We start from the raw sequence: 22,275 nt of genomic DNA on the forward strand, positions 1-22,275 counted from the left end.
GCGGCGCGACGCGCGAGCGCGGGGCCTCGGCCTCACCCTCCTCGTCCGGCTCGTCCTCGGCATAGGCCGGCGCCGGCTTCGCGCGCGGGGCGGGACGGGGCGTCTCCGAATCGAAGGCCGGCTCGCGACGGGCGGCGGGCCTGCCGCCCTGCGCCGGCAGGTGCTCGGCCCAGGGCAGGTCCTCGTCCGAGAAGGCCCGGCGGGCGGCGAGCGTCGGCGAGGCGCCGGCATAGGCGAGGCCCCCGGAGCGCTGCGCCTTCCAGGTCTCGACGGTCTCGCCGAGGGCCGCGCGCCCGCGCATGACGGCCTGGGCGATGGCACCGAGGCCGACGAGGCCGAGGCCCGGCTCGCCGGCTGCGTCCCGCTCCTCCGAGCGGTAGGTCGGCCGCCGCGCCACGGGCGTGTGGTCGGTCTCCTCCGCCTCCTCGTCCTCCGCGTGGTCGAGGCCGGCGCGGCAGGCCCCGGTGATGGCGAGGATCGCCACGGCGCCGTAGGCGAAGCCGACGAGGGCGGCGGCGGGCCCGGCGATGGCGCCCACGACGGTGCGGGCGAGCGAGAGCAGCGCGTCGCCGGCGACGCCGCCGAGGCCGGTCGGCAGCGGCCAGCGCGTGGTCGGCGGCAGGGCGCTCGCCACCGCGCTCGCCGCGCAGAAGCCGATGATCCAGAGGGCGATGCGCAGGCCGCCGCGGGGCAGGTCTCGCTCGCGCATCAGGCGCACGCCCCAGAGGGCCGGCGGCAGGACCAGGGCGAGCGAGCCGAGGCCGAGGATCTGCATGGCAAGGTCCGACACCACGGCGCCGGGCTGGCCGAGCACGTTGTGGGCGCCGTGGTCGGTGGCGTGGTTGAGACTCGGGTCGTCGATCGACCACGTCGCCAGCGCCACGGTGAGCGCGATGGCGCCGGTGAACAGGACGAGGCCGCCGAACTCCGTCAGCCGGCGCGCCAGGAACGGGCGCACCGTGTCCACGACGGTGTCGAAGGGCGACGCGGAGCGGCGGAGCGAGCGCATGCGGAACCGGACGCGTGAGGGGTACTCTGCCGGAAACGCTACGGGCGAGCCGTTAACGGGGGGCTAAGGTTGAGGAAGGCTCAACCGGCAGCTGCAAAACCGCCGCGTCCGCCGCGCGCGTGCAATCCGCGGCCCCGTGTGGCAGAGCGGTGGGCATGAAGATCGACGGCCGCCACCACCGTACCATCGTGCCGGATGCCGACGGCGTCTCCGTGCAGGTGATCGACCAGACCCGCCTGCCCTTCGCCTTCGAGATGCGACGCCTCGCGAGCCTCGACGACGCGGCGGTGGCGATCCGCACCATGATCGTGCGCGGCGCCCCGCTGATCGGCGTCACCGCCGCCTATGGTCTGGCGCTCGGCCTGCGGGAGGACCCCTCCGATGCCGGGCTCGCCCACGCCGTCGAGGCGCTGGCGGCCCCCCGCCCCACCGCGATCAACCTGCGCTGGGCGCTCGACCATGTCGCCACGCAGCTGCGCCCCCTCCCCGCCGCGGAGCGCTTCGCGGCCGCCTTCGCGGAGGCCGGCCGCATCGCCGAGGAGGATGTGGCGAGCTGCAAGGCGATCGGCGAGCATGGCGGCCGGCTGCTCGCCGAGATCGCGCAGGCGAAGGGCCGGCGCATCAACGTGCTGACCCATTGCAATGCCGGCTGGCTCGCCACCGTCGACTGGGGCACGGCGCTGGCGCCGATCTACATGGCGCACGAGATGGGCGTCGATCTCCACGTCTATGTGGACGAGACCCGGCCGCGGAACCAGGGTGCGGCGCTCACCGCCTTCGAGCTGAACGGGCACGGCGTGCCCCACACGGTGATTGCCGACAATGCTGGCGGCCACCTGATGCAGCACGGCGGCATCGACGTCTGCATCGTCGGCTCGGACCGCACCACGGCCTCGGGTGACGTCTGCAACAAGATCGGCACCTACCTCAAGGCGCTCGCGGCCTCGGACAACCGGGTGCCGTTCTACGCGGCCCTCCCCTTCTCCACGATCGACTGGACGCTGTCGGACGGCGTCGCCGAGATTCCGATCGAGGAGCGCGACGGGCGTGAGGTCACGCATCTGACCGGGCGCCTGGCGGATGGCGGCTTCGCCACCGTCGAGGTGGTCTCGCCGGGGAGCCCCGTGGCCAACCCTGCCTTCGACGTGACCCCGGCCCGGCTCGTCACCGGCATCATCACCGAGCGCGGCGTGTGCGAGGCCTCGCCCGAGGGCCTGCTCGGCCTCTACCCGGAGCGGCGCCGGGCGGCGTGACGCCCGGGCACAGGGCCCCTCAGGGCTCCCACTGGCAGAACACCGTCGAATCGAACCGGAACACCTCCTCGCCGTGCTGGTTCGTGCCGGTGTTGCGCGCGAAGGCGAGGCCCCAGCCCGGACGCGAGGCCGAGGCGCGGCGGTCGGTGAGCACGGTGCGGTAGCCGATGGTGTCGCCCGCATAGACGGGCTTGAGCCAGCGCATCTTCCGGAAGCCCGGCGAGGAGCCGAACATCGGCACCGGGCCGCGCGCCGCGGTGTAGGCGAGGTCGCGGGCGCGGGTCGCCATCAGCCGCTTCATATAGACGGCGGCCGTGTGCCAGCCCGAGGCGCAGAGCCCGCCGAAATGCGAGCGGGCGGCGGCCTCCGGGTCGAGATGGAAGACTTGCGCGTCATAGAGGCGCGCGAAGGCGACGATGTCGTCCGCCGTGAAGGTGTAGGTCCCGAGATCGCGCGCGCAGCCGATCTCGGCCTCGCCCAGGAAGGGCAGGATCTCGGAATCGTCCGGCTCGGGCCGCGGTGCCGGCGTGGCGAGCGTCACCGGCCGGGGCGGTGGAGGCTCCTGGCCGCGCCGCGGGAACATCACCGTGAAGCTCTGGCTCATCACCGCGTCGCCCGCGCCATTCGCCATCTCCGCGGAGAAGCGCACGAAGCCGAGACCGGGCTTCGAGCCCGAGCCGCGGCAATCCTCGACGGTGGCCGTCAGAATCAGGCTGTCGCCAGGCAGGACGGGCTTCAGCCAGCGCAACTCCTCAATGCCGGGCGAGCCGAGCGACGAGCCGCCGCGGAACACCCCGGCCTGCAGGAGCCGCATGCCGAGCGCGGCCGTCTGCCAGCCGGAGGCGATCAGCCGACCGACGAAGGTCGCCTCCGCCGCCGCCTCGTCGAGGTGGAAGGGCTGCGGGTCGAAGTCCCGCGCGAAGGCGACGATCTCGTCCCGGCTCACGGTGATCGCCGCACTGACGAAGCGGTCGCCGGGCTTGAAGTCCTCGAAGCAGGGGCCGGGCATCGGCGCCTCAGTTGGCGAAGCGGAAGTGCAGCACGTCGCCGTCCTGCACGCGGTACTCCTTGCCCTCCAGCCGCAGCTTGCCGGCATCCCGCGCGCCGGTCTCGCCCTTCAGCGCGACGTAGTCGGCATAGGCGATGGTCTCGGCCCGGATGAAGCCCTTCTCGAAATCGGAATGGATCACGCCGGCCGCCGCGGGCGCGCGAGTGCCGTCGGTGATCGTCCAGGCGCGGGCTTCCTTCGGGCCGACCGTGAAGTAGGTGATGAGTCCGAGCAGCTCGTAGCCCGCCCGGATCACCCGGTTGAGGCCGGGCTCGGTCAGGCCCACCGCCTCCAGGAACTCGGCCTGGTCGGCCGGCGGCATCACCGCGATCTCGCTCTCGATCTTGGCCGAGACCACCACGGCCTTGGCGCCCTCCGCCTTGGCGCGGGCCATCACCGCATCGGAATGGGCGTTGCCCTTGTCGGCGTCGCCCTCGTCCACGTTGCAGACGTAGAGGACGGGCTTGGCGGTCATCAGGCCGAGCTGCTGGAACAGGCGCTCCTCCTCGGGCTTCCGCTCGACGAGGCGGGCCGGCTTGCCGTCGCGCAGGAGCGGGAGCGCCCGGTTGACGAGGTCGAGGGCCTCCTTGGCCTCCTTGTCGGAGCCCTTGGCCTTCTTCTCCAGGGCCTGGGCGCGCCGCTCCAGGCTGTCGAGGTCGGCCAGCATCAGCTCGGTCTCGATGGTCTCGATGTCGGCGGCCGGGTCGACCTTGCCCTCGACATGGGTGACGTCGCCGTCCTCGAAGCAGCGCACCACGTGGGCGATGGCATCGACCTCACGGATGTTGGCGAGGAACTGGTTGCCGAGCCCCTCCCCCTTCGAGGCGCCGCGCACGAGGCCGGCGATGTCCACGAAGGTCAGCCGCGTCGGGATGATCTCCTTCGAGGTGGCGATCGTCGCGAGCGCGTCGAGCCGCGCATCCGGCACCGCCACCTCGCCGACATTCGGCTCGATGGTGCAGAACGGGTAGTTCGCCGCCTGGGCCGCCGCGGTCTGCGTCAGCACGTTGAAGAGGGTCGACTTGCCGACGTTCGGCAGGCCGACGATGCCGCATTTGAAGCCCATGGATCGGTTCCGGTCAGTTCCGCAGAAACAGCTCATCCGGCGAGAGCCGGAACGGATTGATGAGGGTCACGCCCTGGAAGCTCGCGCCATGGGCCATGTCCTCGGTCAGAAAGTAGCGGCAGCCCTGGACGTGGGCCGCGGCGACGAGGAGGCAGTCGAACCATTGGTAGCCGAGCTTGTCTCGGACTGCCCAAGCGAGATCCAGCTCTTCTCCGTCGAGGGGCCTGTCGCCCCAGCCTCGAAGCGCCGCGATCTCATCCTGAATCTCGCCCAGTGGCCGGGAGCTCTCGTTTCTGAGGATCCAACGGGTCAGTTCGTTCAGGACCTGAAGGTTGGTGCGGGCGCTGTATGAATCGGTGATCGCGGCGAGCCAACCTCTGGCACGATGTCGCTTGTCTGCGTTGCGTCCGTCGCGTGCGTAAACGAGCACATTGGTGTCGATGAAGACCCGGTCAGTCATCATAGATCTGGTCACGCGTTGGCGCTCGGCCCTTCTCATCGGTCAGGTTCATGAGGGGACCGGCCAGGAAGCGCTCGAGAGCCTCGCGCTGGGTCATCGGCCGGCCGACCCGCTGCTCCACCGTCTCGGCGATGAACTTCGACAAGCTCTTGCCGTCCCGCGCCGCCGCCACGCGGGCGCGCTGCAGCAGCGCCTCGTCCATGGTCACGGTCACGTTCTTCATCGCCGCCTCCAGATCGCCTCCGATATCGTGTCCTCGTGTTTTCGTGTCAATTTACGTCTCGGCCCGGCCCTTGGCCTTGCCGGCCTCGGCCGGCGTCTTCACCGCGTCCCAGCCGCGGCCGGCCATGGCGAGATGGACCTTGTTCTGGAAGCCCGGATCGTCGCCCGCCGCCAGCAGCGCGGCGTGGTCGGCCACCGCCCGGCAGAGATCCTCGACCCAGGGCTCCTCGGCCTTGGCGAAATCATTGAGCACGTAGGCATGGACGAGGGCCTTGTCGCCCGGATGCCCGATGCCGAGCCGCACGCGGCGGTAGTCGTTGCCGCATTGCGCGGTGATCGAGCGCAGGCCGTTATGTCCGGCATTGCCGCCGCCGAGCTTCACCCGGAGCTTGGCCGGAGCCAGATCGAGCTCGTCGTGCAGGACGATCACGTCGGCCAAGGCGATCTTGTAGAAGCGCTGCGCCTCGGCGACCGAGCGGCCGGACTCGTTCATGAAGGTCTGCGGCTTCAGCAGGATGGCGCGCTCAGTGCCGAGGACCACCTCGGCGGCCTCGCCCTGGAAGCGGCGGCGGAACGGGCTCGCCCGGTGCACGCGGGCGATCTCGTCGACGCCCATGAAGCCGATATTGTGCCGGTTGCGCGCGTAGCGCTGGCCCGGATTCCCGAGGCCGACGATGAGCCGCATGCCGTGCTCCTTTGGCCTGCCTTGAACGCACGTGAAAATGCCCCGGCTTTGGGCCGGGGCATCGCGAGGGCGGACGGGGACGCGGCGGTCCCGCTCCGGATTACTCCTCGGTCTTCTCCTCGGAGGCGGTCTCGGTCTCGGCCTTCTCCTCGGCGGACTCGGCGGCCTGCGCCTCGGCGATCGCGGCCTCCTCGGCCTCGACCTCGGCGCCGAGCACGGTCGGCGGCACGATGTTGGCGACCGGATCCGTGCCCTCGCCCGTGTAGGTGCCGGCGGGCAGCTTCAGGTCGGACGCGTGGATCACGTCGCCGATCTGGCGGCCGGTCAGGTCCACCTCGATCGCGTCGGGGATCTGGTCGGGGGCCACGTCGATCGGCAGCGTGTGCAGCGCGATGTTGAGGGTGCCGCCCTTCTGCTTGATGCCGGGGGCCTTGTCCTCGTTCACGAAGTGCACCGGCACCTCGACCACGACGGTCTGGCCGGAGACGACGCGCAGGAAGTCGACGTGCAGCGGCGCGCCGGTGACCGGGTCGAGCTGGAAGTCGCGCGGGATCGCGCGGACCTTCTTGCCGCCGGTGGTGATCTCGAACACCGTGGTCTTGAAGCCGCCGGCATAGATCAGCGTGCGGGTGCGGATGAGGTCGACCGCGATGGAGACCGGCGGCTGGCCGGCGCCGTAGACGACGGCGGGAATCTTGCCCTGGCGACGAACGGCCCGGGCGGCCCCCTTGCCGACCCGGTCGCGTGCCACGGCCTCAAGCGTCTTGACTGCGCTCATGGCGTGATCCTGTTCTGATGATGGCCTGGAGAAAACGACAAAGGCCGCCCGAAGCGGACGGCCCGACCGTTCCCCAGCGCGCCCGTGCCTCCAAGGGTGTCTGAAGGGCGCGGGGCGCGCTTACACCCGGCAGCCCGAAAAGGCAACCCGATGATCCGGCTGCCGCGCCCCGGCATGCGCGCGACAAAGGCGGGTGAGGCTGGTGTCTGCCCCGTGCGCCGGCCACGGCCCGCCTCCCGAATGCCAGCATCGGCTTGGCCGTATGGTGCGTTGCGGTGTCCGAATAGAGGTGAACCAAGTCTCGGCTCGGCCGTTAACCCCGCGATTCCAGACCCGGGGACGACCATGGCCAAGCACGACATACTCGGTTACTTCGAGCATCGGAGCGACGGTGCCTGGGTTTGCGTGCGTCCGTTCACTCTGACGACCCGCAATGCCAGCATCGACATCCGCCAGGGTCAGCGTTTCGATTACGGGAAGCGCGTCGGCGGGCTCGACCTCGCCGAGTATCTTGAGCAGCTCGGCTCGCAGTTCGGCTCCTGACCGACCGGCTCAGAATCGGTAGGCCGTGCGGCAGGCGCCCCAGTGGCGCCCGGCCGCGCGAATCGGCGCGTCCACTTCCCGCACCATCACGACCCGGTCGCCGAGCTCGCGACGGTAGACCTGCACGGTCGCAGGACGCTGCGAGCGCGCTGCCGTGATCCCGGTGCGGTCGTCGAAGATGCGCAGGTTGCGCGCGTTGGCCGCGTTCCAGACCGGGTCACCGGGCCTCTGCGCCTGCGAGACCGCGCCGTTATGCACCGGCACGAAGCCGTTGCGGTCGGCCACGATGCAGAACAGCATCCGGTTGTCGAGGGCGAGTTCCCGGTCCAGCACCTCCTGCAGCATGCCGACGAGGGGCTTGACCGCCCGCGTCATGAACTGGCGCGGGTCGCTGCCCGGCAGCGGCAGGTAGTCGGTGTCGAACAGGTCGGCCTCGGTGAGCCGGCCGGCGGCGAGCGCCTCTTCCATCAGCCCGGAGATGCGCCCTGCGAGGCCCTGCGCCTTCTCCGCGAGGGGCGCATACTCGGCCTGGACGGCGGAGAGACGCGCGTCGAGGCCTGAGCGTGCGGCGGCGGTCAGGTCTGCGAAAGCGCAGTGGAGGCCCATCGGGCTCACGGCTCGAACGAGGGCCCGCACCGGGCCGATGCCGTCGATGTCGAGGCCGAGGGCGCTGCCCGCGGCCACGGCCGCACCCTCTGGCGCCTCGACCAGGACGCCGCCCGCGCTGAGATCGACGCTGCGGCTGCGGCGCCCGTCGCCGAGGCGCACGGCCAGTTCGACGGGGTAACGGTCGTGCCGGCGGCGATCGCCGATCTCGCTCTGCCGGATCACCGCGACGAAGCGGCGTCCGAGGCCGGCGGCTTGGTCGGCCGCCTCCCGCGCCGAGGCCTCGGTGGCGACGGCGCGCGCCTCCAGCGCGATCCCCGCCGCAGCAATGGCCTGGGCCGCGCCATCCACATCCGCGACGAGGCTGCCCGTCCGCGCGGCTTCGCCGACCACATGCGCGACGATGGCCGCCTGCTCGCCCGAGATCGCCTGGACCGTGCCGAAGGCAGGTCGTGCCGCATCGATCGCCTCGGCAAGGGCCGTCACCGCCGTGGCGGAGGCCGCCGCGCCGTCGCGCAGCCGCGTGACCCGCGCGCGCACCTCCTCGGCCGCCCGCCCCGTCTCCACCGACAGGGCCTTCACCTCGGCGGCGACCACCGCGAAGCCGCGGCCGGCATCGCCGGCACGGGCCGCCTCGATGGTGGCGTTGAGCGCCAGCAGGTTGGTCTGCCGCGCCACCGCGGCGATGGCATCGATGATGCCCGCGATCTCGGAGCCGGCGAGGGCCAGGGCCTCGATCTGCGCCCGCGCCTCGCCGCCGCGGCTGTCGGCTTGGTCGAGATGGGCCTCGGCCTGCCGCATCGCCCCGGCGATCCGGCCGGAGGTCTGGGAGAGGGCCTGGGTCCGCTCGGACAGAGCCGCGCTGGCGGAAGCGGCCTCGCGCGCGGCGCCCGCAAGGCCTTCCATCCGGGCCCGCATCTCCGCGAGCCCGACTTGGACGGCGCCGACCTCGCCGCGCGCCGAGGCGATCGAGCCGCCGACGGCGCCGATCGCGGCGAGCACGTCCGTCTCGATCACGTCGAGGACGGCCGCGCTGCCGGAGCCGCCCTCGGTCTCGGCCGTGACGGCTTCGGATGCGGCAGCGCCGACAGCCGGCGGACCGGGCTCCGCTACGGCGGGCTGCGCGGTCGCACGGCTGCGGAGATAGGATCGAAGCATGGGCCGCATTCGATCAGCGGGACGTTAAAGGACAATTGCGGTTGCGCCCGAACGCAGCTCGACAGCGGTCGAACGTCCGTTACGGCCGGAATCGGTGAGTAACGCCGGCCGTACACCTGCGGACGCCGACGCCTCTGGACTGGATTGACGCCTGAGCCGCCTGCCGTCACGGCCCTGTGCGGCGCCGTCCGCTCTCAGGCACCGCCCCACTGCATGGTCAGGCCGCCATCGACTACGAGCGTGTGGCCGGTCACGTAGTCGGCCTCGTCAGAGGCGAGGTAGAGGATCGCGTGCGCGATGTCCTCGGGCTGGCCGGCCCGGTGCCACGGGATGCGCTCCAGGGACGTCTCCAGCTTGCCCGGATCCTCGAAGCGGTCGGAGGTCATCGGCGTCTCGATCAGGCCGGGCGCCACGTTGTTGACGTTGATGCGGTCCTCGGCGAGCTCCCGCGACAGGCTGCGGCAGAGCGAGCCGAGACCGGCCTTCGACATGCCGTAGGGGGCGCTCTCGGGCGTCGGCAGGTGCTGCGCCACGGAGGAGACGAACACGATCTTGCCACGCCCGCCCGCCTCGCGGCGCATGCGGATGAAGGGACGCGCCGTGAACAATGCGCCCATCAGGTTGACGCGCAGGATCGTCTCCAGCCGCTCGTCCTCCATCTCGGCGACCGCCATGCCGCTCATCGCCTGGCCGGCATTGGCGACGAGGATGTCGAGGGGGCCGAGGTCGCGGGCTGCCGTCTCGTAGAGGGCCTTCACCGAGGCCGGATCGCCGACATCGACCTGCGCCACCACGGCTCGGCGTCCCTCCGCTTCGACATGGCGGGCCGTCTCGGCGATGCCGTCCCGGTCGTTGTGATAGGCGATCACCACGTCGGCGCCCGCGCGGGCGAGGTGGATGGCGGCGGCCCGGCCGATGCCGGAATCGGCACCGGTGATCAGGGCCCGCTTGTCCTTGAACGTCATCAATGTCCCCGCTGGCGGATCGAGCAATCGCCTGGGCAATCGGCGCGGGTCGGCCCGGTTCCGGCACGGCGGCGCATTGCCTCGGGGCCGGCGCCTGTCGGAGAGAGGTGCGAGCGCGGCCTTGCCGGGTGCGCCAGCCGCTTTGACGGCCGGGAGTGCGATGCCTAATCAGGAACCAAAATTCGTCGTCGGCGTCGCATGACAGAAGAGCGACGCCGCCAACCTTCGAGCACGATGTCTTCGGCCTACCCGACCGCGATTCCCGACCCCGCCGAGGAAAGCGCACCCACCACGCGCTGCCGCATCCTGGCGGTGGCCGAGCGCTCGTTCCGCGAGATCGGCTACCAGAAGACCACGGTCGCCGACATCGCCAAGACCCTGAAGATGAGCCCGGCCAACGTGTACCGCTTCTTCGAGTCGAAGAAGGCGATCAACGAGGCGGTGGTGGAGCGCGTCACGGGCGAGATCGAGGCGCTGATCGCCGGCATCGCCGACGCGCCGGGACGGACGGCCGAGGCCCGCCTGCGTGAGGCGGTCGCAGCCCTGCACCGCGACACAACCGGGCGCTGGGCCGGCTATCCGCGCATCCACGAGATGATCGAGGCGGCGATGGGCGAGAGCTGGGAGGTCTGCCGTCAGCACGTGGACCGGATCGGCGCGGTGTTCGAGCGCATCGTGCGCGACGGCGTGCGGACCGGCGAGTTCGAGGCGGCCGATCCGGCGGTGGCAGCCCGCTGCATCCAGGCGGCGATCACGCGCCACACGCACCCGCTCCTCGTGAGCCAGACGCACCCGGAACTGGAGCCGAGCCTCGTCGAGTTGGTGGACTTCCTGCTGCGCAGCCTGCGCCCGGCCCGGGAGCCCGCGCGGGGCTGAGGCGCCGCCCACCCCGCTGTGACAGGCGGGGTCGGATCGGGGAGCGTCGGCACTGGATGCGGCGCGCTCCTCTCTGGGTCGAGAAAGGGGCGCATGTCGCGGATCCCAGGCGTGTCCGGAGCCGGGCTCGGCTATTCCGACGCCGGCGTGTTGGCGGGCGGCGACGGCTCGGAGATGTAGGGCTGCGGGCCGTCATAGCCCTCGATCACGATGATCTCGGACTCGACGGCGCCCTTCTGCTTGGCGCGGGCCTCCTGGTAGAGTTCCGAGTGCCAGCATTCGAGGGCGATCTCGTAGCTCGGGAATTCGAGCACGACGTTGCGGGCGCGGGCCTGACCCGCCACCGCCTCGAAGCCGCCGCCGCGCACCAGGAAGCGGGCGCCGTATTTGGCGAGCGCCGCGCCGTTCGCCGCCGCGTAGGCCTTGTAGGCCTCGGGGTCGAGCACATCGACCCGCACGATCCAGTAGCCCTTGGCCATCACGCCTCTCCCATCTCTGCGACGATTGCCCGTGCCACCGCCCGCGGGTCGGCGGCACCGGTGATCGGGCGGCCGACGACCACGTGGTCGATCCCGGCCGCGCGCGCCTGACCCGGCGTCAGCACCCGCTTCTGGTCGCCGAGCTCGGCGCCGGCCGGGCGGATGCCGGGGGTCACGATCAGCCGCTCCGGTCCGATCGCCGTCCGCACCGGACCCGCCTCAAGCGCGCTGCAGACGATGCCGTCGATGCCGATGTCGCGGGCCTGCCCCGCGCGCTTGGCGACGAGTGCGCTGACGGGCAGCGCGTAGCCGGCCTCGGCCGCGTCCGCGTCGTCATAGGAGGTCAGCACGGTGACCGCCAGGACCTTGAGGTTGCCGCTTCGCCCGCGGACCGCCGCGCGCATGGTCTGGGGATAGGCGTGGACCGTGAGGAAGCTGGCGCCGAGGTCGCTCACCGCCCGAACGCCCTCCTCCACCGTGTTGCCGATGTCGTGGAGCTTCAGGTCGAGGAATGTCTTGAGGCCGCGCTTCGCCAGCTCGCGGGCGAAGGCGAGGCCGCCATTGTACCCGAGCTGGTAGCCGATCTTGTAGAAGGTCGCCGCGTCGCCGATCCGGTCGACGAGCGCCCGGGCCGCGTCCACATCGGCCAGGTCGAGGGCGACGATCAGGCGGTCGCGCGGGTCTGTGATGGGTGTCATGCGGGCTCCGGAGGCGGCGGAGGGATCGCGCGGAGCGCCGTTCCAGTCAATGCCGGATCGTCGGCCGGATCGTCGGCCGTATCGTCGGCCGTATCCTTGGAGTGGATCCTTGGGTCGGACCGTTCAGGCCAGCACCCGCGCCACCTCGGCCCTGAGCACGGGCAGCAGCTCGGCCTCGAACCAGGGCTCGCGCTTCAGCCAGCCGTTGTTGCGCCAAGAGGGGTGCGGCAGGGGCAGGATCCGCGGGCGCCGCGTCTCGCCCAGGATCGCGCGCCAGTTGCGCACCGTGCCGGTCAGTCCGCCGTCGAGCCGGCCGAGATGCCAGCCCTGCGCGTATTGGCCGATCACGAGAATCAGCTCCAGCGCGGGCAGGCCGGCGAACAGGTCCTTGCGCCAGCGCTCGGCGCATTCCCGCCGCGGCGGCCGGTCGCCGCCCTTCGCGTCGAGGCCGGGGAAGCACGAGCCCATCGGCACGATGGCGACGCGCGCGCCGTCGTAGAAGGCTGCCTCGTCGAGGCCGAGCCAAGCGCGCAGGCGCACCCCGGACGGGTCCGAGAACGGCTTGCCGGAGCGGTGGGCGCGGGTGCCGGGGGCTTGGCTTGCGATGCACAGGCGGGCCGTGGACGAGCCCTGCACGATCGGTCGCGGCTCGTGCGGCAGGGGCGGTCCGTAGAGCGGGCTGTCGCGGCAGATGCGGCAGGCCCGGAGGCGCGCGGCCGTGTCTTCGAAGGTCTCGTGCAAGATCGCGGTCATGGCTGCGGGAGATGGGAGGTCCCGGAACCGCGAGCCAGCCCAAAAGAAACGGCGCGGCCGTGGGCCGCGCCGTGGGGAAGTCGTTTGGGTCTCGAAAGCCTTGGGAGGCTGAGCCGTGATCTAAGCCGGCTCAGAGCCATGCGCTGTGCGCAATGTCACACGCCCTTCAGGCCCGAGAGGTCGAGGGGCAGCGCACGCAGGCGCTGGCCGGTCGCGGCGAAGACCGCGTTCGAGATCGCGGGCGCCAGGACCGGTACGCCCGGCTCGCCGATGCCCGTCGGGGCCGCCTGGCTCGGCACGATATGGACCTCGACCACCGGCATCTCGGTGAGCCGGGTCGGCTCGTAGGCGTCGAAATTGGTCTCTTGAACCACGCCGTCCTTCAGCGTCACGCGGTTGCGCAGGACCGAGGAGAGCGCGAAGCCGACCGCGCCCTCGACCTGGGCACGCACGATGTCCGGGTTGACCGCGATGCCGACATCGACCGCGGCGACAATCCGGTTCACCTTCAGGCTGCCCGAACCCGCGGTCACGTCGGCCACCATCGCCACGTAGGAGCCGAAGGATTCGTGGGCCGCGACGCCCATGGCCCGGCCCTTCTCGGGCGCCGCCTTGCCCCAGCCCGCCTTCTCGGCGGCGAGCTTGAGGGCTGCGGAGAGGCGCGGCGCGTTGGTGAGCAGGGCGAGGCGGTAGGCGACGGGATCGACCTGCGCCGCATGGGCCAGTTCGTCGACGAAGACCTCCATAGCCTGGGCGGTGTGGGTGTGGCCGACCGAGCGCCACCACAGCACCGGCACGCCTTCGCGGGCGTTGTGCACCTCGAACCGGTAGGCGGGCAGCGCGTAGGGCGTGTCCGAGGCACCTTCGACGGTGGTGCCGTCGACGCCGTTCTTCACCAGCATCGCCTCGAAGGGCGAGCCGATCATGATCGACTTGCCGACCATCACGTGCTGCCAGCCCGTCACCGATCCCTTGGCGTCGAGGCCGGCGCGGATCTTGTGATAGACGGTCGGCCGGTAATAGCCGCCCGCCATGTCGTCCTCGCGGGTCCAGACGAGGTGCACGGGGGCCTTGGCGCCCCACGCCTTCAGGATGGCGGCGGCCTCCGCGATGTAGTCGGCCGAGGGCGTGGCGCGCCGCCCGAAGGAGCCGCCGGCCCACAGGGTGTGCAGCCGGACCTTGTCGGGGGTGGTGCCCAGGATCGCGGCGGCGGTGGCCTGCTCGATCGTCTGGAACTGGAGGCCCGCATAGATGTCGTAGCTGCCATCCGCCGCCCGCTCGATCGTGGCGTTGAGAGGCTCCATCGCCGCGTGGGCGAGGTAGGGGAAGCTGAACTCCGCCTCCAGCACCTTCGCGGCGCCCTTGATGCCGGCCTCGGCATCGCCGCGCTGCGAGGCGACGATGCCGGGGCGCTTGGCCGTCTCGCGGTACTCGGCGAGGATGACGTCGGACGAGCGCGTCTCGGCGAGGCTCTCGTCCCAGGTGACCTTCAGCGCCTCGCGGCCCTTCATCGCAGCCCAGGTGTCGCGGGCGATCACCGCGACGCCCGTCGGGATCGCGACCACGTCGATCACGCCCGCGACCTGCCGCGCGGCCTTGTCGTCGAAGCCCTTCACCGTGGCGCCGAAGCGCGGCGGGTGGGCAACCACCGCCGTCACTTGGTTCGGGCGGCGGATGTCGAGGGAATAGATTGCGCTGCCGTTGGTCTTGGCCACCGAATCGAGGCGCAGTGCCTTCTGGCCGATGAGCCGCCACTGGCTCGGATCCTTGAGCCGCGGCTCCTGCGGCACCGGCATGGCGGCGGCGGCGGCCGCGAGCTCGCCGAAGCGGGCCTCGCGGCCCGAGCCGGCATGGCGCACCACGCCGCTCTCGACGGTGATCTGCGAGGCCTGGACCTTCCAGTCCAGGGCGGCGGCGGCCACCAGCATCTCGCGGGCGGCGGCGCCCGCCTTGCGCAGCTGCATCCAGGAATTGGCAATGGCCGTCGAGCCGCCGGTGCCCTGGATCGGGCCCATCAGCAGGTTGTTGTAGAGGGCGGCATCCGCCGGCGCGAACTCGGTGCGGACCTTCGACCAGTCGGCGTCGAGTTCGTCGGCGAGGATCGTGGCGAGGCCCGTCGTGTTGCCCTGGCCCATGTCGAGATGCTTGATCATCACCGTCACGGTGTCGTCGGCGGCGATGCGCACGAAGGCGTTCGGGTTCGCCTTGACGGCGGACAGGGCGGGCGCCCCCTCAGCGCGGGCGCCGCGCAGGTCGAGGCGGAAGCCGATCACCAGGGCACCGGCCGCGGCGGCCGAGCCGGTGAGGAAGGCGCGGCGGGAGGCGCGCGGCGAGGGCGTCGGCTGACGGATCTTCAGCATGGCAATGCTCCGGTCAGGACGTTCGGGATCAGGCGAGGGAGCGCGCGGCTTCGTGGATCGCCGCGCGGATGCGCTGGTAGGTGCCGCAGCGGCAGATGTTGCCGTCCAGGGCGCCGTCGATGTCGGCGTCGCTGGGCTTCGGGTTGGTGGAGAGCAGGCCGATCGCCGACATGATCTGGCCGGACTGGCAGTAGCCGCACTGCACCACGTCGAGCTTGCGCCACGCGCCCTGCACGGCCTCGGCCACACGGCCCGAGACGCCCTCGATGGTGGTGATCGCCCCCGTGCCCACGTCGCCGATCCGGGTCTGGCAGGAGCGCACGGGCTGGCCGTCGAGATGCACCGTGCAGGCGCCGCACTGGGCGATGCCGCAGCCGTACTTGGTGCCGGTCTTGTCGAGGCGGTCGCGCAGCACCCAGAGCAGGGGCATGTCGGGGTCGGCGTCGACCTCGTGGGTGGTGCCGTTGACGGTGAGCTTGAACATCGGCTTCTCCCTGCCCCGACCGTCGAGCCGTTAACTGCGTCTCAGGCCCGGCGGCGTGCGCTGCCGCACACCGCCAGGCACGCCACGGTGTGCGCATTCACCAAAATGCGACGCGTCTCAGCAGGCCGATCTTAACATATCGGACCCATTCTGACGGAGGAGTCCCGCCGTCGCAGCGGCCCTCTCTCCCAGCGTGCGTTGACCCAAGAGTTCGATGTCCGACCTGACCGTCGAGATGGTGCAGCGCAGGCGCGGTCCCTCGACGGAGGAGGTGGCGCGGCGGCGCGAGATCGCCCGGGAGATGCGCTCCGCCCGCGAGCGGCTGACCTCGAATACCGGCCTGGAGCGCGCCTTCGACTACGAGCTGCTGCGCCTCTACGCCCAGTACCGGACGGGCGCCGGTCTCCCGCTCGCACTCTTCGCGGTGGCGCTCGCGGCCGCGGCAAGCTTCTGGCTGCCGCCGCTGGTGCCCAGCCTCTGGGTTCTCGGCGTCTTCGCGCTGATCGCGCTGAATTCAGGTCTGAGCCTGCGCTTCCTCAGGGCGGATCCGGAAACCATCGCACTGCCGCGCTGGCGCACCCGCTTCGTCGTCGGCGAGGCGCTGCAGGGTGTGGTGTGGTCGGCCATGGTCTGGCTCGGCACCACCGGCGGCTGGACCTTCTGCCTGTTCGGGCTCGTCATCGCCTCGGCGGTCGCCACCATGATCGCGGCGACCGTGCCCGCCGCGGCGGTGGCGGCGCTCGCGCCCCTCATGCTCGCGGCGCTCTCGCTGCTGGCCTTCTCGCGGGAGATGGACGCGGTCCTCATCGTGGCGATGGCCTGCGGCGCGCAGGTCTTCTTCCTCGGCCTCGCCCGGCGCCTCTACACCTCGACGGTGGGAGCCCTCGAATCGCGGGCCGAGAAAGACGCGATCTTCGGTGAATTGGAGCAGGCCAAGGCCAATTCCGACGAGGCGCGGCGACGGGCCGAGGAGGCGAACCTCGCGAAATCCCGCTTCCTCGCCACGATGAGCCACGAGCTGCGCACGCCGCTCAACGCCATTCTCGGCTTCTCCGAGGTGATGAAGAACGAGGTCTTCGGCGCCCATGCGGCCCCGAGCTACCGGGAATACTCGACCGACATCCACGACAGCGGGATGCACCTCCTCAATCTGATCAACGAGATCCTCGACCTCTCGCGCATCGAGGCCGGCCGCTACGAGCTGAACGAGGAGGCGGTGCAACTCGCCCATGTGGTCGAGGAGTGCCGGCACATGATGGGCCTGCGCGCCAAGGCCAAGAATCAGACCTTCCGCGACTTCGTGGACGATTCGCTGCCGCGGATCTGGGCGGACGAGCGCGCCATCCGCCAGATCGTGCTGAACATCCTCTCGAATGCGGTGAAGTTCACGCCGCAGGGGGGCGAAATCACCATCAAGGTCGGCTGGACGAGTTCGGGCGGGCAGTATGTCGCGGTGAAGGACAACGGTCCCGGCATCCCCGAGGAGGAGATCGGCACGGTGATGTCGTCCTTCGGACGCGGCTCGATGGCGATCAAGGATGCCGAGCAGGGCTCCGGCCTCGGCCTGCCCATCGTGAAGGGGCTCGTCGACCTCCACAGCGGCAACTTCACCCTCAAGTCGAAGCCCCGCGAAGGCACCGAGGTGATCGTGACGCTGCCTGCGACCCGCGTGATGGACACGCTCCCGGCCGTCTCCGTGGCGCCCGAGGAGCCGGTCGCGCGGCCGGCGCGCACCCGCCGCGCGGCCTGACATCCGGGTGTCGAGAGGGATCATCCCTCTCACGGGTCCAGGGCGGAGCCCTGGGGCATGCAGGTCACGGCTTCGCCCCGACATCCCGCCGAGGGGATTCGTCCGTTCGAGATCCCCGGATCAGCCGAGGCCGCCCATCCGGCGGATCAGCGTCCATTCGGCCTCGCTCACCGGCTGCACCGAGAGGCGCGAGTTGTTGACGAGGACCATGTCCTTGAGCGCCGACTCGGCCTTGATCGCGTCGAGGGTCACAGGCGTGCGCAGGGCCTCGACGGCGCGCACATCCACCATGCCGAAGCGTCCGCTCGCGTCGGTGTGGTCGGGATAATAGGGCTTGATGACCTCGACGATGCCGACGACGGCCTTGCCCTCGTTCGAGTGGTAGAAGAAGCCCTGCTCGCCGACCTGCATCGCCATCATCTGCTGCTTGGCGAGGTGGTTGCGCACGCCGTTCCAGAACGTGCCCTCCGCGCCCGCCGCGACCTGCTGGTCCCACGACCAGGTCGAGGGTTCGGATTTGAAGAGCCAGCGCGCCATGTCGGTCCCCGATGCCCGGCGGATACGGCCGAGCCCGGCCCTCCATAGGCCGCCGCGCCTGCCATTGCATCCCCGATGCGAGGGCGCTTGGGGCGCGCGGTCCGGTGCAGTACGGGAGGCATCATGAAGACCCTCGAGATCCCGCCCGGAATTGCCCCCGCCGTCATCCTGGTCGAGCCGCAGCTCGCCGAGAATATCGGCATGACGGCCCGCGCCATGGCGAATTTCGGCCTGTCCGAACTCCGTCTCGTCAATCCGAAGAACGGCTGGCCGAAGAAGGGCGTGCGCGAGGCGGCGTCTGGCGCCACGCACGTGCTCGATGCGGCGACGATCTATGCCAGCGTCCCCGAGGCCATCGCCGACCTGAACTGCGTGCTCGCCACCACCGCCCGCGAGCGCGGCCAGATGAAGCGCGTGCTGGCACCCGACGAGGCGATGGCACAGGTCGTGGCCCGCACAGGGCAACGGGTCGGCGTGATGTTCGGGCGCGAGCGGGTCGGCCTGTCGAACGACGAGGTCTCGCTGGCGGATGCCATCGTCACCTTCCCGGTCTCGCCGGACTTCCCCTCTCTCAACCTCGCCCAGAGCGTGCTGCTCGTCGCCTACGAATGGCGCCGCGCCAGCGGTCGGGCCACGATCCCCTTCTCCGGCGAGATGCTCTCCCCGCCAGCGACTCGCGAGGCGCTGATCTCGCTGTTCGGAAGCCTGGAGGCGGCGCTCGACGGCGCCGGGTTCTATCCGCCCGAGAAGCGCGAGATCATCGCCCGCAACATGCGCGACATGCTCCACCGCATGGCGATGACCGAGCAGGATGTGCGCACCGTCCGCGGCGCGCTGCGGGCCCTGACCCGCGCGCGCTGAGGGCTCAGCCCCGTGGGGGCGGCGACAGGGGCGCGCCCGCCGCCTTGCCCGGTTTCGCGATGGCCTTGTCTGCGGCCTCGATCGCCTTCCAGCGGTTGGGCTGGGCCACGAGGGCGCGCAGCGAGGCGATGTTCGCCTCGGCCTCGGCGGGGCTCATGTCCCTGCGCAGGACCGCCTCGGCTTCGGGGAAGCGGCCCTTCAGCCCCAAAGCCATGGCGAGGTTGGCCCGCACCCGCGCGTCGGCCCCCGGCTGCTCGGCGGCGCGGCGCAGCACGGCTTCGGCCGGATCGAGCTGCCGTGCGAGCATGTAGGACAGGCCGAGATTGGACAGGATCGACGGCTCGTTCGGCCGGATCTTGAGGGCGGCCTCGTAGAAACCTTGTGCCCGGGCGTGCTCGCCCATCTGGTCGGCGGCCGAGCCCTGGGCCGAGAGGATGCGCCAGTCCGGCTGCGAGGGCGTGTGCGCGTTCTGCAGCACCTCCTGCGCCTCCTGGAAGCGGCCGACTTCGACGAGGGACTTGCCGTAGGCGCCGAGCACCGCCTGGTTGCGCGGGTTGCGTAGGGCCGCCTGCTGCAGCACTGCCGTCGCCTGAGTCTTCTGGTCGCTGGCGCGGAGCGCCTGGGCGTAGCGCATGGCGGTCGCGAGGTCGTTCGGGTTCTCGGCGTAGCGGGCGGCGAGGCTGTCGACCTGCTGCCGCTCGATCGCGGGGCCCGCGCTGCCGATCGACCCGGTGGTCTCGGGCCCGCGCGACTGGCAGCCGGCCATCCCGAGGGCGACGATCGCGCCCGCGAGCAGGCCGCGCATCCGGGCAGGCCGATGGGCCGTCATCATGGAACGCTCCCGCACGCAATGGACCGCAACGGACCGGACGCTTCACGGCCTCGTCGGCACGGTGGTAGAGCGTTAACCCTAATCACCGGTTAAGCACCCCGCACATGCCCGACTCAGACGTCTTCCTCGCTCCCGGCACCGTTGCGATCCCCGTGACTCTGGTCACCGCCGCCGGGTGGCCTGAGGTCGAGGCGGGATTGGATCCGGCGCAGCGCGCCTTCGCGGCGGCTACCGGCTTCGCGCCGAAGGCCGGCCGGCTCGCCCTGCTGCCGGGTGCGGAGGGCCAGCTCGCCCGCATCCTGTTCGGCCTCGGTGAGACCGACGCTCCCGCCTATGACCGGCTGCTTGCCGGCAAGCTGCCGGGCCTGCTGCCGCCGGGCGTCTACCGGATCGAAGGCGCGCCGGTGCCGGCCGAGGCGGCGCTGGCCTGGGCGCTCGGCGCCTACGCCTTCCGCCGCTACCGCGCGCCCGCCTCGGAGGCCGCCCGCCTGGTGGCCCCGGAGGACGTCGATGCGGCCGAGATCGCGCAGATCGCCTCAGCTGTGGCGAGGGGGCGCGACCTCGTCAACACGCCGGCCAACGACCTCGGCCCGGCCGAGATCGAGGCGGCCGTGCGCGCGGTGGCCGAGCGGCACGGCGCCGCGGTAACGGTGACTGCGGGCGAGTCCCTGGCGGCCGAGTTCCCGCTCGTCCACGCGGTCGGCGCCGGCGCGACCCGGCCTCCACGGCTGATCGACCTGACCTGGGGCCGCGCGGGCGCGCCGCGGATCACCCTCGTCGGCAAGGGCGTCGCCTTCGACACGGGCGGGCTCGACATCAAGCCCTCCGCCGCCATGCTCCTGATGAAGAAGGACATGGGCGGGGCCGCCGCGGCGCTCGCCGCCGCCGACATGGTGATGGGCGCAGAGCTGCCGATCCGCCTGCGCCTGCTGATCCCAGCCGTCGAGAACTCCGTCTCAGGCGACGCCTTCCGGCCCGGTGACGTGGTCCGGAGCCGGGCCGGGCTCACCGTCGAGATCGGCAACACCGATGCCGAGGGCCGCCTGATCCTTGCCGATGCGCTGGCGCTCGCCGATGCCGAGGGGCCGGACCTGATCCTCGATTTCGCGACGCTGACGGGCGCCGCCCGCGTGGCGCTCGGACCCGACCTTCCGGCGGTCTTCACCGAGGACGAGGGGCTCGCCGCGGAGATCGCCGCCTCGGGCGCGGCGGCGATCGATCCGGTCTGGCGCATGCCGCTGCATGCGCCCTACGCGAGCCTGCTCGATTCGAAGATCGCCGATCTCAACAACGTCTCCGGCGGTCCCTTCGCGGGCGCGATCACCGCGGCCCTGTTCCTGCGCCGCTTCGCCCCCAAGACGAAGGCCCACGCGCATTTCGACCTCTACGGCTGGAATCCCTCGACCAAGCCGGGCCGACCGGAGGGTGGCGAGGTCCAGACCGCGCGCCTCGCCTACGCCCTTCTCAAGGCGCGCTACGCGCCGGCCTGACCGGCGCGCCCGGGCCGGGCCGCTGATTTTTCCGCCCGCCGCGATCGCCGACGGCTCGGGCGCTCTTCAGGTGCGGCTCAAACCAAGCTAAGGGGTGTTTGGTATACATCATGGCGAGGCTGTAACCGCTTGCGCGGGAACGGCCGCGCCCTGACGGGGCGACCTCGCCGGCGATGCGTGCGGGCCACGCGAACGCGCGGCGCGGCGGCGATCGATAACAAGATCAAGACCGATCAAGGGAGAGACAGCATGGCACGCAACATCCTGATCCTGGGCGCCTCCTACGGCTCCCTGCTCGGGACGAAACTTCTGATGGCCGGTCACAACGTGACGCTGGTCTGCCGGAAGAAGACCGCGGACCTGATCAACCGCGAGGGCACGGAAGTCCGGATCAAGCTGCGCGACGAGCCCGAGCACCGGGCGATCCATTCGCGCGACCTGCCGGGCAAGCTCGACGCGATGCCGCCGGAGGATGTGGACGTCTCCCGCTACGACCTCGTCGGCCTCGCCATGCAGGAGCCGCAATACACCAACCACACGATCCGCATGCTGATGATCAAGATCGCCGAGGCGAAGCTGCCCAGCCTCTCGATCATGAACATGCCGCCCCTGCCCTATCTCAAGCGGATCCCGGCGCTCGCCGCGATGAATCTCGAGGACGCCTACACCAATGCGGGCGTCTGGGACCGTTTCGAGCCCGGGCTGGTCTCGCTCTGCTCGCCCGACCCGCAGGCCTTCCGGCCGCCGGAGGAGGGCGCGAACGTGCTCCATGTCGGCCTGCCGACGAACTTCAAGGCGGCGACCTTCGCGGACGAGGCGCATAACCGCCTTCTGCGGGAGCTCGAGGCCGATATCGACGCCGTGCGCCTGGACGGACAGGACGTGCCGGTGAAGCTGAAGGTGTTCGATTCGCTGTTCGTGCCGCTCGCGAAGTGGTCGATGCTGCTGACCGGCAATTACCGCTGCATCACGCCGACCGAGCCGCGCTCGATCCGCGACGCCGTGCACACCGACCTGGCGCAATCCCGCGCCATCTACGACCATGTCGATGCGCTCGCCCGGAAGCTCGGCGCCGATCCGAAGGATCAGGTCCCGTTCGAGAAGTATGCCAAGGCGGCCGAGAGCCTGCTCAAGCCGTCCTCGGCGGCGCGCGCGGTGGCGAACGGGGCGCCCTTCATCGAGCGCGTCGACCTTCTGGTGAAGCTGATCTCGCACCAGCTCGGCGAGCCGGATGCCGAGATCGACCGCACCGTCGAGACCGTGGACCGCAAGCTCGACGAGCGCATCATCGAGGGCTGAGCCCGCATCGCGCGGGGCGCGGGTTTTCGCGCCCCGTCGCCCATCCTGGGGCGCGAGCGGATC

The 22,275-nt window shown here is 71.1% G+C and carries 23 protein-coding genes; 7 read left to right on the forward strand and 16 right to left on the reverse strand.

The window, feature by feature from the left end:
• Positions 1 to 1,009 (reverse strand): DNA translocase FtsK 4TM domain-containing protein (locus tag MET9862_RS12485; RefSeq protein WP_185156846.1); only part of this gene is annotated, 1,009 nt, incomplete at its 3' end.
• A gap of 155 nt (positions 1,010 to 1,164) precedes the next feature.
• Between MET9862_RS12485 and mtnA the strand changes: the two genes are divergently transcribed.
• Complete coding sequence (gene mtnA, locus MET9862_RS12490; protein ID WP_142583282.1) at positions 1,165 to 2,262, forward strand: S-methyl-5-thioribose-1-phosphate isomerase; 1,098 nt, start codon at positions 1,165 to 1,167, stop codon at positions 2,260 to 2,262.
• A 19-nt stretch (positions 2,263 to 2,281) separates the two neighbouring features.
• On the opposite strand, the gene MET9862_RS12495 is transcribed toward mtnA, so the two are convergent.
• From MET9862_RS12495 to MET9862_RS12520, 6 genes are all read right to left on the reverse strand, one after another.
• Entirely contained in the window at positions 2,282 to 3,271 is a 990-nt protein-coding gene (locus MET9862_RS12495) for a MaoC family dehydratase (RefSeq protein WP_142583283.1), read from the reverse strand.
• 7 nt (positions 3,272 to 3,278) lie between these two features.
• Positions 3,279 to 4,376 (reverse strand): redox-regulated ATPase YchF, encoded by a 1,098-nt coding sequence (ychF, locus tag MET9862_RS12500; protein WP_142583284.1) that lies wholly within the window; start codon positions 4,374 to 4,376, stop codon positions 3,279 to 3,281.
• Positions 4,377 to 4,389: 13 nt separating this feature from the next.
• Positions 4,390 to 4,836 carry a PIN domain-containing protein gene (locus MET9862_RS12505; protein ID WP_185156847.1) on the reverse strand — a complete coding sequence of 149 codons (447 nt, stop codon included), beginning with the start codon at positions 4,834 to 4,836 and terminating at the stop codon, positions 4,390 to 4,392.
• Positions 4,829 to 5,059, reverse strand: a complete 231-nt coding sequence (locus tag MET9862_RS12510; RefSeq protein WP_142583286.1) for a hypothetical protein — start codon at positions 5,057 to 5,059, stop codon at positions 4,829 to 4,831. Before MET9862_RS12510 ends, MET9862_RS12505 begins: the two co-directional genes overlap by 8 nt.
• 51 nt (positions 5,060 to 5,110) lie before the next feature.
• Complete coding sequence (gene pth / locus MET9862_RS12515) at positions 5,111 to 5,743, reverse strand: aminoacyl-tRNA hydrolase (RefSeq protein ID WP_142583287.1); 633 nt, start codon at positions 5,741 to 5,743, stop codon at positions 5,111 to 5,113.
• 100 nt (positions 5,744 to 5,843) lie between these two features.
• A complete protein-coding gene (locus MET9862_RS12520) occupies positions 5,844 to 6,521 on the reverse strand; it encodes a 50S ribosomal protein L25/general stress protein Ctc (protein ID WP_142583288.1) in 678 nt (225 codons plus the stop codon).
• Between the two features lie 345 nt (positions 6,522 to 6,866).
• On the opposite strand from MET9862_RS12520, the gene MET9862_RS12525 reads away from it, so the two are divergent.
• A complete protein-coding gene (locus MET9862_RS12525; RefSeq protein ID WP_142583289.1) occupies positions 6,867 to 7,064 on the forward strand; it encodes a hypothetical protein in 198 nt (65 codons plus the stop codon).
• A gap of 9 nt (positions 7,065 to 7,073) precedes the next feature.
• On the opposite strand, the gene MET9862_RS12530 is transcribed toward MET9862_RS12525, so the two are convergent.
• Positions 7,074 to 8,828: a methyl-accepting chemotaxis protein gene (locus MET9862_RS12530; RefSeq protein ID WP_185156848.1), complete on the reverse strand. Its 1,755-nt coding sequence runs from the start codon at positions 8,826 to 8,828 to the stop codon at positions 7,074 to 7,076.
• A gap of 194 nt (positions 8,829 to 9,022) precedes the next feature.
• Complete coding sequence (locus MET9862_RS12535; protein WP_142583291.1) at positions 9,023 to 9,793, reverse strand: SDR family NAD(P)-dependent oxidoreductase; 771 nt, start codon at positions 9,791 to 9,793, stop codon at positions 9,023 to 9,025.
• 234 nt (positions 9,794 to 10,027) lie between these two features.
• Between MET9862_RS12535 and MET9862_RS12540 the strand changes: the two genes are divergently transcribed.
• The gene (locus MET9862_RS12540) at positions 10,028 to 10,669 is read left to right on the forward strand and encodes a TetR/AcrR family transcriptional regulator (RefSeq protein ID WP_142583292.1); all 642 of its coding nucleotides are present in this window, start codon (positions 10,028 to 10,030) and stop codon (positions 10,667 to 10,669) included.
• 131 nt (positions 10,670 to 10,800) lie between these two features.
• Here MET9862_RS12540 and MET9862_RS12545 read toward each other — a convergent pair whose 3' ends face one another.
• The 5 genes from MET9862_RS12545 to MET9862_RS12565 all read right to left on the reverse strand — a co-directional run bounded on the left by MET9862_RS12545 (position 10,801) and on the right by MET9862_RS12565 (position 15,443).
• Positions 10,801 to 11,148 carry a DUF1330 domain-containing protein gene (locus MET9862_RS12545; protein WP_142583293.1) on the reverse strand — a complete coding sequence of 116 codons (348 nt, stop codon included), beginning with the start codon at positions 11,146 to 11,148 and terminating at the stop codon, positions 10,801 to 10,803.
• Positions 11,148 to 11,846 (reverse strand): orotidine-5'-phosphate decarboxylase, encoded by a 699-nt coding sequence (gene pyrF / locus MET9862_RS12550; RefSeq protein ID WP_142583294.1) that lies wholly within the window; start codon positions 11,844 to 11,846, stop codon positions 11,148 to 11,150. Before pyrF ends, MET9862_RS12545 begins: the two co-directional genes overlap by 1 nt.
• Positions 11,847 to 11,969: 123 nt before the next feature.
• Positions 11,970 to 12,599 carry a uracil-DNA glycosylase family protein gene (locus MET9862_RS12555; protein WP_142583295.1) on the reverse strand — a complete coding sequence of 210 codons (630 nt, stop codon included), beginning with the start codon at positions 12,597 to 12,599 and terminating at the stop codon, positions 11,970 to 11,972.
• A 155-nt stretch (positions 12,600 to 12,754) separates the two neighbouring features.
• Positions 12,755 to 14,959 carry a xanthine dehydrogenase family protein molybdopterin-binding subunit gene (locus tag MET9862_RS12560; protein ID WP_142583296.1) on the reverse strand — a complete coding sequence of 735 codons (2,205 nt, stop codon included), beginning with the start codon at positions 14,957 to 14,959 and terminating at the stop codon, positions 12,755 to 12,757.
• A gap of 28 nt (positions 14,960 to 14,987) precedes the next feature.
• Positions 14,988 to 15,443, reverse strand: a complete 456-nt coding sequence (locus tag MET9862_RS12565; RefSeq protein ID WP_142583297.1) for a (2Fe-2S)-binding protein — start codon at positions 15,441 to 15,443, stop codon at positions 14,988 to 14,990.
• Between the two features lie 214 nt (positions 15,444 to 15,657).
• Here MET9862_RS12565 and MET9862_RS12570 point away from each other — a divergent pair, with 214 nt between their 5' ends.
• Positions 15,658 to 17,193 carry a sensor histidine kinase gene (locus MET9862_RS12570; RefSeq protein ID WP_142583298.1) on the forward strand — a complete coding sequence of 512 codons (1,536 nt, stop codon included), beginning with the start codon at positions 15,658 to 15,660 and terminating at the stop codon, positions 17,191 to 17,193.
• 120 nt (positions 17,194 to 17,313) lie between these two features.
• On the opposite strand, the gene MET9862_RS12575 is transcribed toward MET9862_RS12570, so the two are convergent.
• A complete protein-coding gene (locus tag MET9862_RS12575; RefSeq protein WP_142583299.1) occupies positions 17,314 to 17,730 on the reverse strand; it encodes an EVE domain-containing protein in 417 nt (138 codons plus the stop codon).
• Positions 17,731 to 17,853: 123 nt separating this feature from the next.
• On the opposite strand from MET9862_RS12575, the gene MET9862_RS12580 reads away from it, so the two are divergent.
• Positions 17,854 to 18,591, forward strand: a complete 738-nt coding sequence (locus MET9862_RS12580; protein WP_142583300.1) for an RNA methyltransferase — start codon at positions 17,854 to 17,856, stop codon at positions 18,589 to 18,591.
• A gap of 4 nt (positions 18,592 to 18,595) precedes the next feature.
• On the opposite strand, the gene MET9862_RS12585 is transcribed toward MET9862_RS12580, so the two are convergent.
• Positions 18,596 to 19,423: a tetratricopeptide repeat protein gene (locus MET9862_RS12585; protein ID WP_142583301.1), complete on the reverse strand. Its 828-nt coding sequence runs from the start codon at positions 19,421 to 19,423 to the stop codon at positions 18,596 to 18,598.
• 104 nt (positions 19,424 to 19,527) lie between these two features.
• On the opposite strand from MET9862_RS12585, the gene MET9862_RS12590 reads away from it, so the two are divergent.
• Both MET9862_RS12590 and MET9862_RS12595 read left to right on the forward strand, forming a co-directional pair.
• Complete coding sequence (locus MET9862_RS12590; RefSeq protein ID WP_142583302.1) at positions 19,528 to 20,913, forward strand: leucyl aminopeptidase family protein; 1,386 nt, start codon at positions 19,528 to 19,530, stop codon at positions 20,911 to 20,913.
• Between the two features lie 249 nt (positions 20,914 to 21,162).
• The gene (locus MET9862_RS12595) at positions 21,163 to 22,212 is read left to right on the forward strand and encodes a ketopantoate reductase family protein (protein WP_142583303.1); all 1,050 of its coding nucleotides are present in this window, start codon (positions 21,163 to 21,165) and stop codon (positions 22,210 to 22,212) included.
• The last annotated feature ends 63 nt before the right edge of the window (positions 22,213 to 22,275 follow it).

It is taken from the genome of Methylobacterium symbioticum, assembly GCF_902141845.1.
Lineage (GTDB): Bacteria > Pseudomonadota > Alphaproteobacteria > Rhizobiales > Beijerinckiaceae > Methylobacterium > Methylobacterium symbioticum.

Coding starts and splice junctions, on each gene's coding strand:
- mtnA (WP_142583282.1), top strand. CDS start 1,165: ATGAAGATCGACGGCCGCCACCACCGTACCATCGTGCCGGATGCCGAC.
- MET9862_RS12495 (WP_142583283.1), bottom strand. CDS start 3,271: ATGCCCGGCCCCTGCTTCGAGGACTTCAAGCCCGGCGACCGCTTCGTC.
- ychF (WP_142583284.1), bottom strand. CDS start 4,376: ATGGGCTTCAAATGCGGCATCGTCGGCCTGCCGAACGTCGGCAAGTCG.
- MET9862_RS12505 (WP_185156847.1), bottom strand. CDS start 4,836: ATGACTGACCGGGTCTTCATCGACACCAATGTGCTCGTTTACGCACGC.
- MET9862_RS12510 (WP_142583286.1), bottom strand. CDS start 5,059: ATGAAGAACGTGACCGTGACCATGGACGAGGCGCTGCTGCAGCGCGCC.
- pth (WP_142583287.1), bottom strand. CDS start 5,743: ATGCGGCTCATCGTCGGCCTCGGGAATCCGGGCCAGCGCTACGCGCGC.
- MET9862_RS12520 (WP_142583288.1), bottom strand. CDS start 6,521: ATGAGCGCAGTCAAGACGCTTGAGGCCGTGGCACGCGACCGGGTCGGC.
- MET9862_RS12525 (WP_142583289.1), top strand. CDS start 6,867: ATGGCCAAGCACGACATACTCGGTTACTTCGAGCATCGGAGCGACGGT.
- MET9862_RS12530 (WP_185156848.1), bottom strand. CDS start 8,828: ATGCTTCGATCCTATCTCCGCAGCCGTGCGACCGCGCAGCCCGCCGTA.
- MET9862_RS12535 (WP_142583291.1), bottom strand. CDS start 9,793: ATGACGTTCAAGGACAAGCGGGCCCTGATCACCGGTGCCGATTCCGGC.
- MET9862_RS12540 (WP_142583292.1), top strand. CDS start 10,028: ATGTCTTCGGCCTACCCGACCGCGATTCCCGACCCCGCCGAGGAAAGC.
- MET9862_RS12545 (WP_142583293.1), bottom strand. CDS start 11,148: ATGGCCAAGGGCTACTGGATCGTGCGGGTCGATGTGCTCGACCCCGAG.
- pyrF (WP_142583294.1), bottom strand. CDS start 11,846: ATGACACCCATCACAGACCCGCGCGACCGCCTGATCGTCGCCCTCGAC.
- MET9862_RS12555 (WP_142583295.1), bottom strand. CDS start 12,599: ATGACCGCGATCTTGCACGAGACCTTCGAAGACACGGCCGCGCGCCTC.
- MET9862_RS12560 (WP_142583296.1), bottom strand. CDS start 14,959: ATGCTGAAGATCCGTCAGCCGACGCCCTCGCCGCGCGCCTCCCGCCGC.
- MET9862_RS12565 (WP_142583297.1), bottom strand. CDS start 15,443: ATGTTCAAGCTCACCGTCAACGGCACCACCCACGAGGTCGACGCCGAC.
- MET9862_RS12570 (WP_142583298.1), top strand. CDS start 15,658: ATGTCCGACCTGACCGTCGAGATGGTGCAGCGCAGGCGCGGTCCCTCG.
- MET9862_RS12575 (WP_142583299.1), bottom strand. CDS start 17,730: ATGGCGCGCTGGCTCTTCAAATCCGAACCCTCGACCTGGTCGTGGGAC.
- MET9862_RS12580 (WP_142583300.1), top strand. CDS start 17,854: ATGAAGACCCTCGAGATCCCGCCCGGAATTGCCCCCGCCGTCATCCTG.
- MET9862_RS12585 (WP_142583301.1), bottom strand. CDS start 19,423: ATGATGACGGCCCATCGGCCTGCCCGGATGCGCGGCCTGCTCGCGGGC.
- MET9862_RS12590 (WP_142583302.1), top strand. CDS start 19,528: ATGCCCGACTCAGACGTCTTCCTCGCTCCCGGCACCGTTGCGATCCCC.
- MET9862_RS12595 (WP_142583303.1), top strand. CDS start 21,163: ATGGCACGCAACATCCTGATCCTGGGCGCCTCCTACGGCTCCCTGCTC.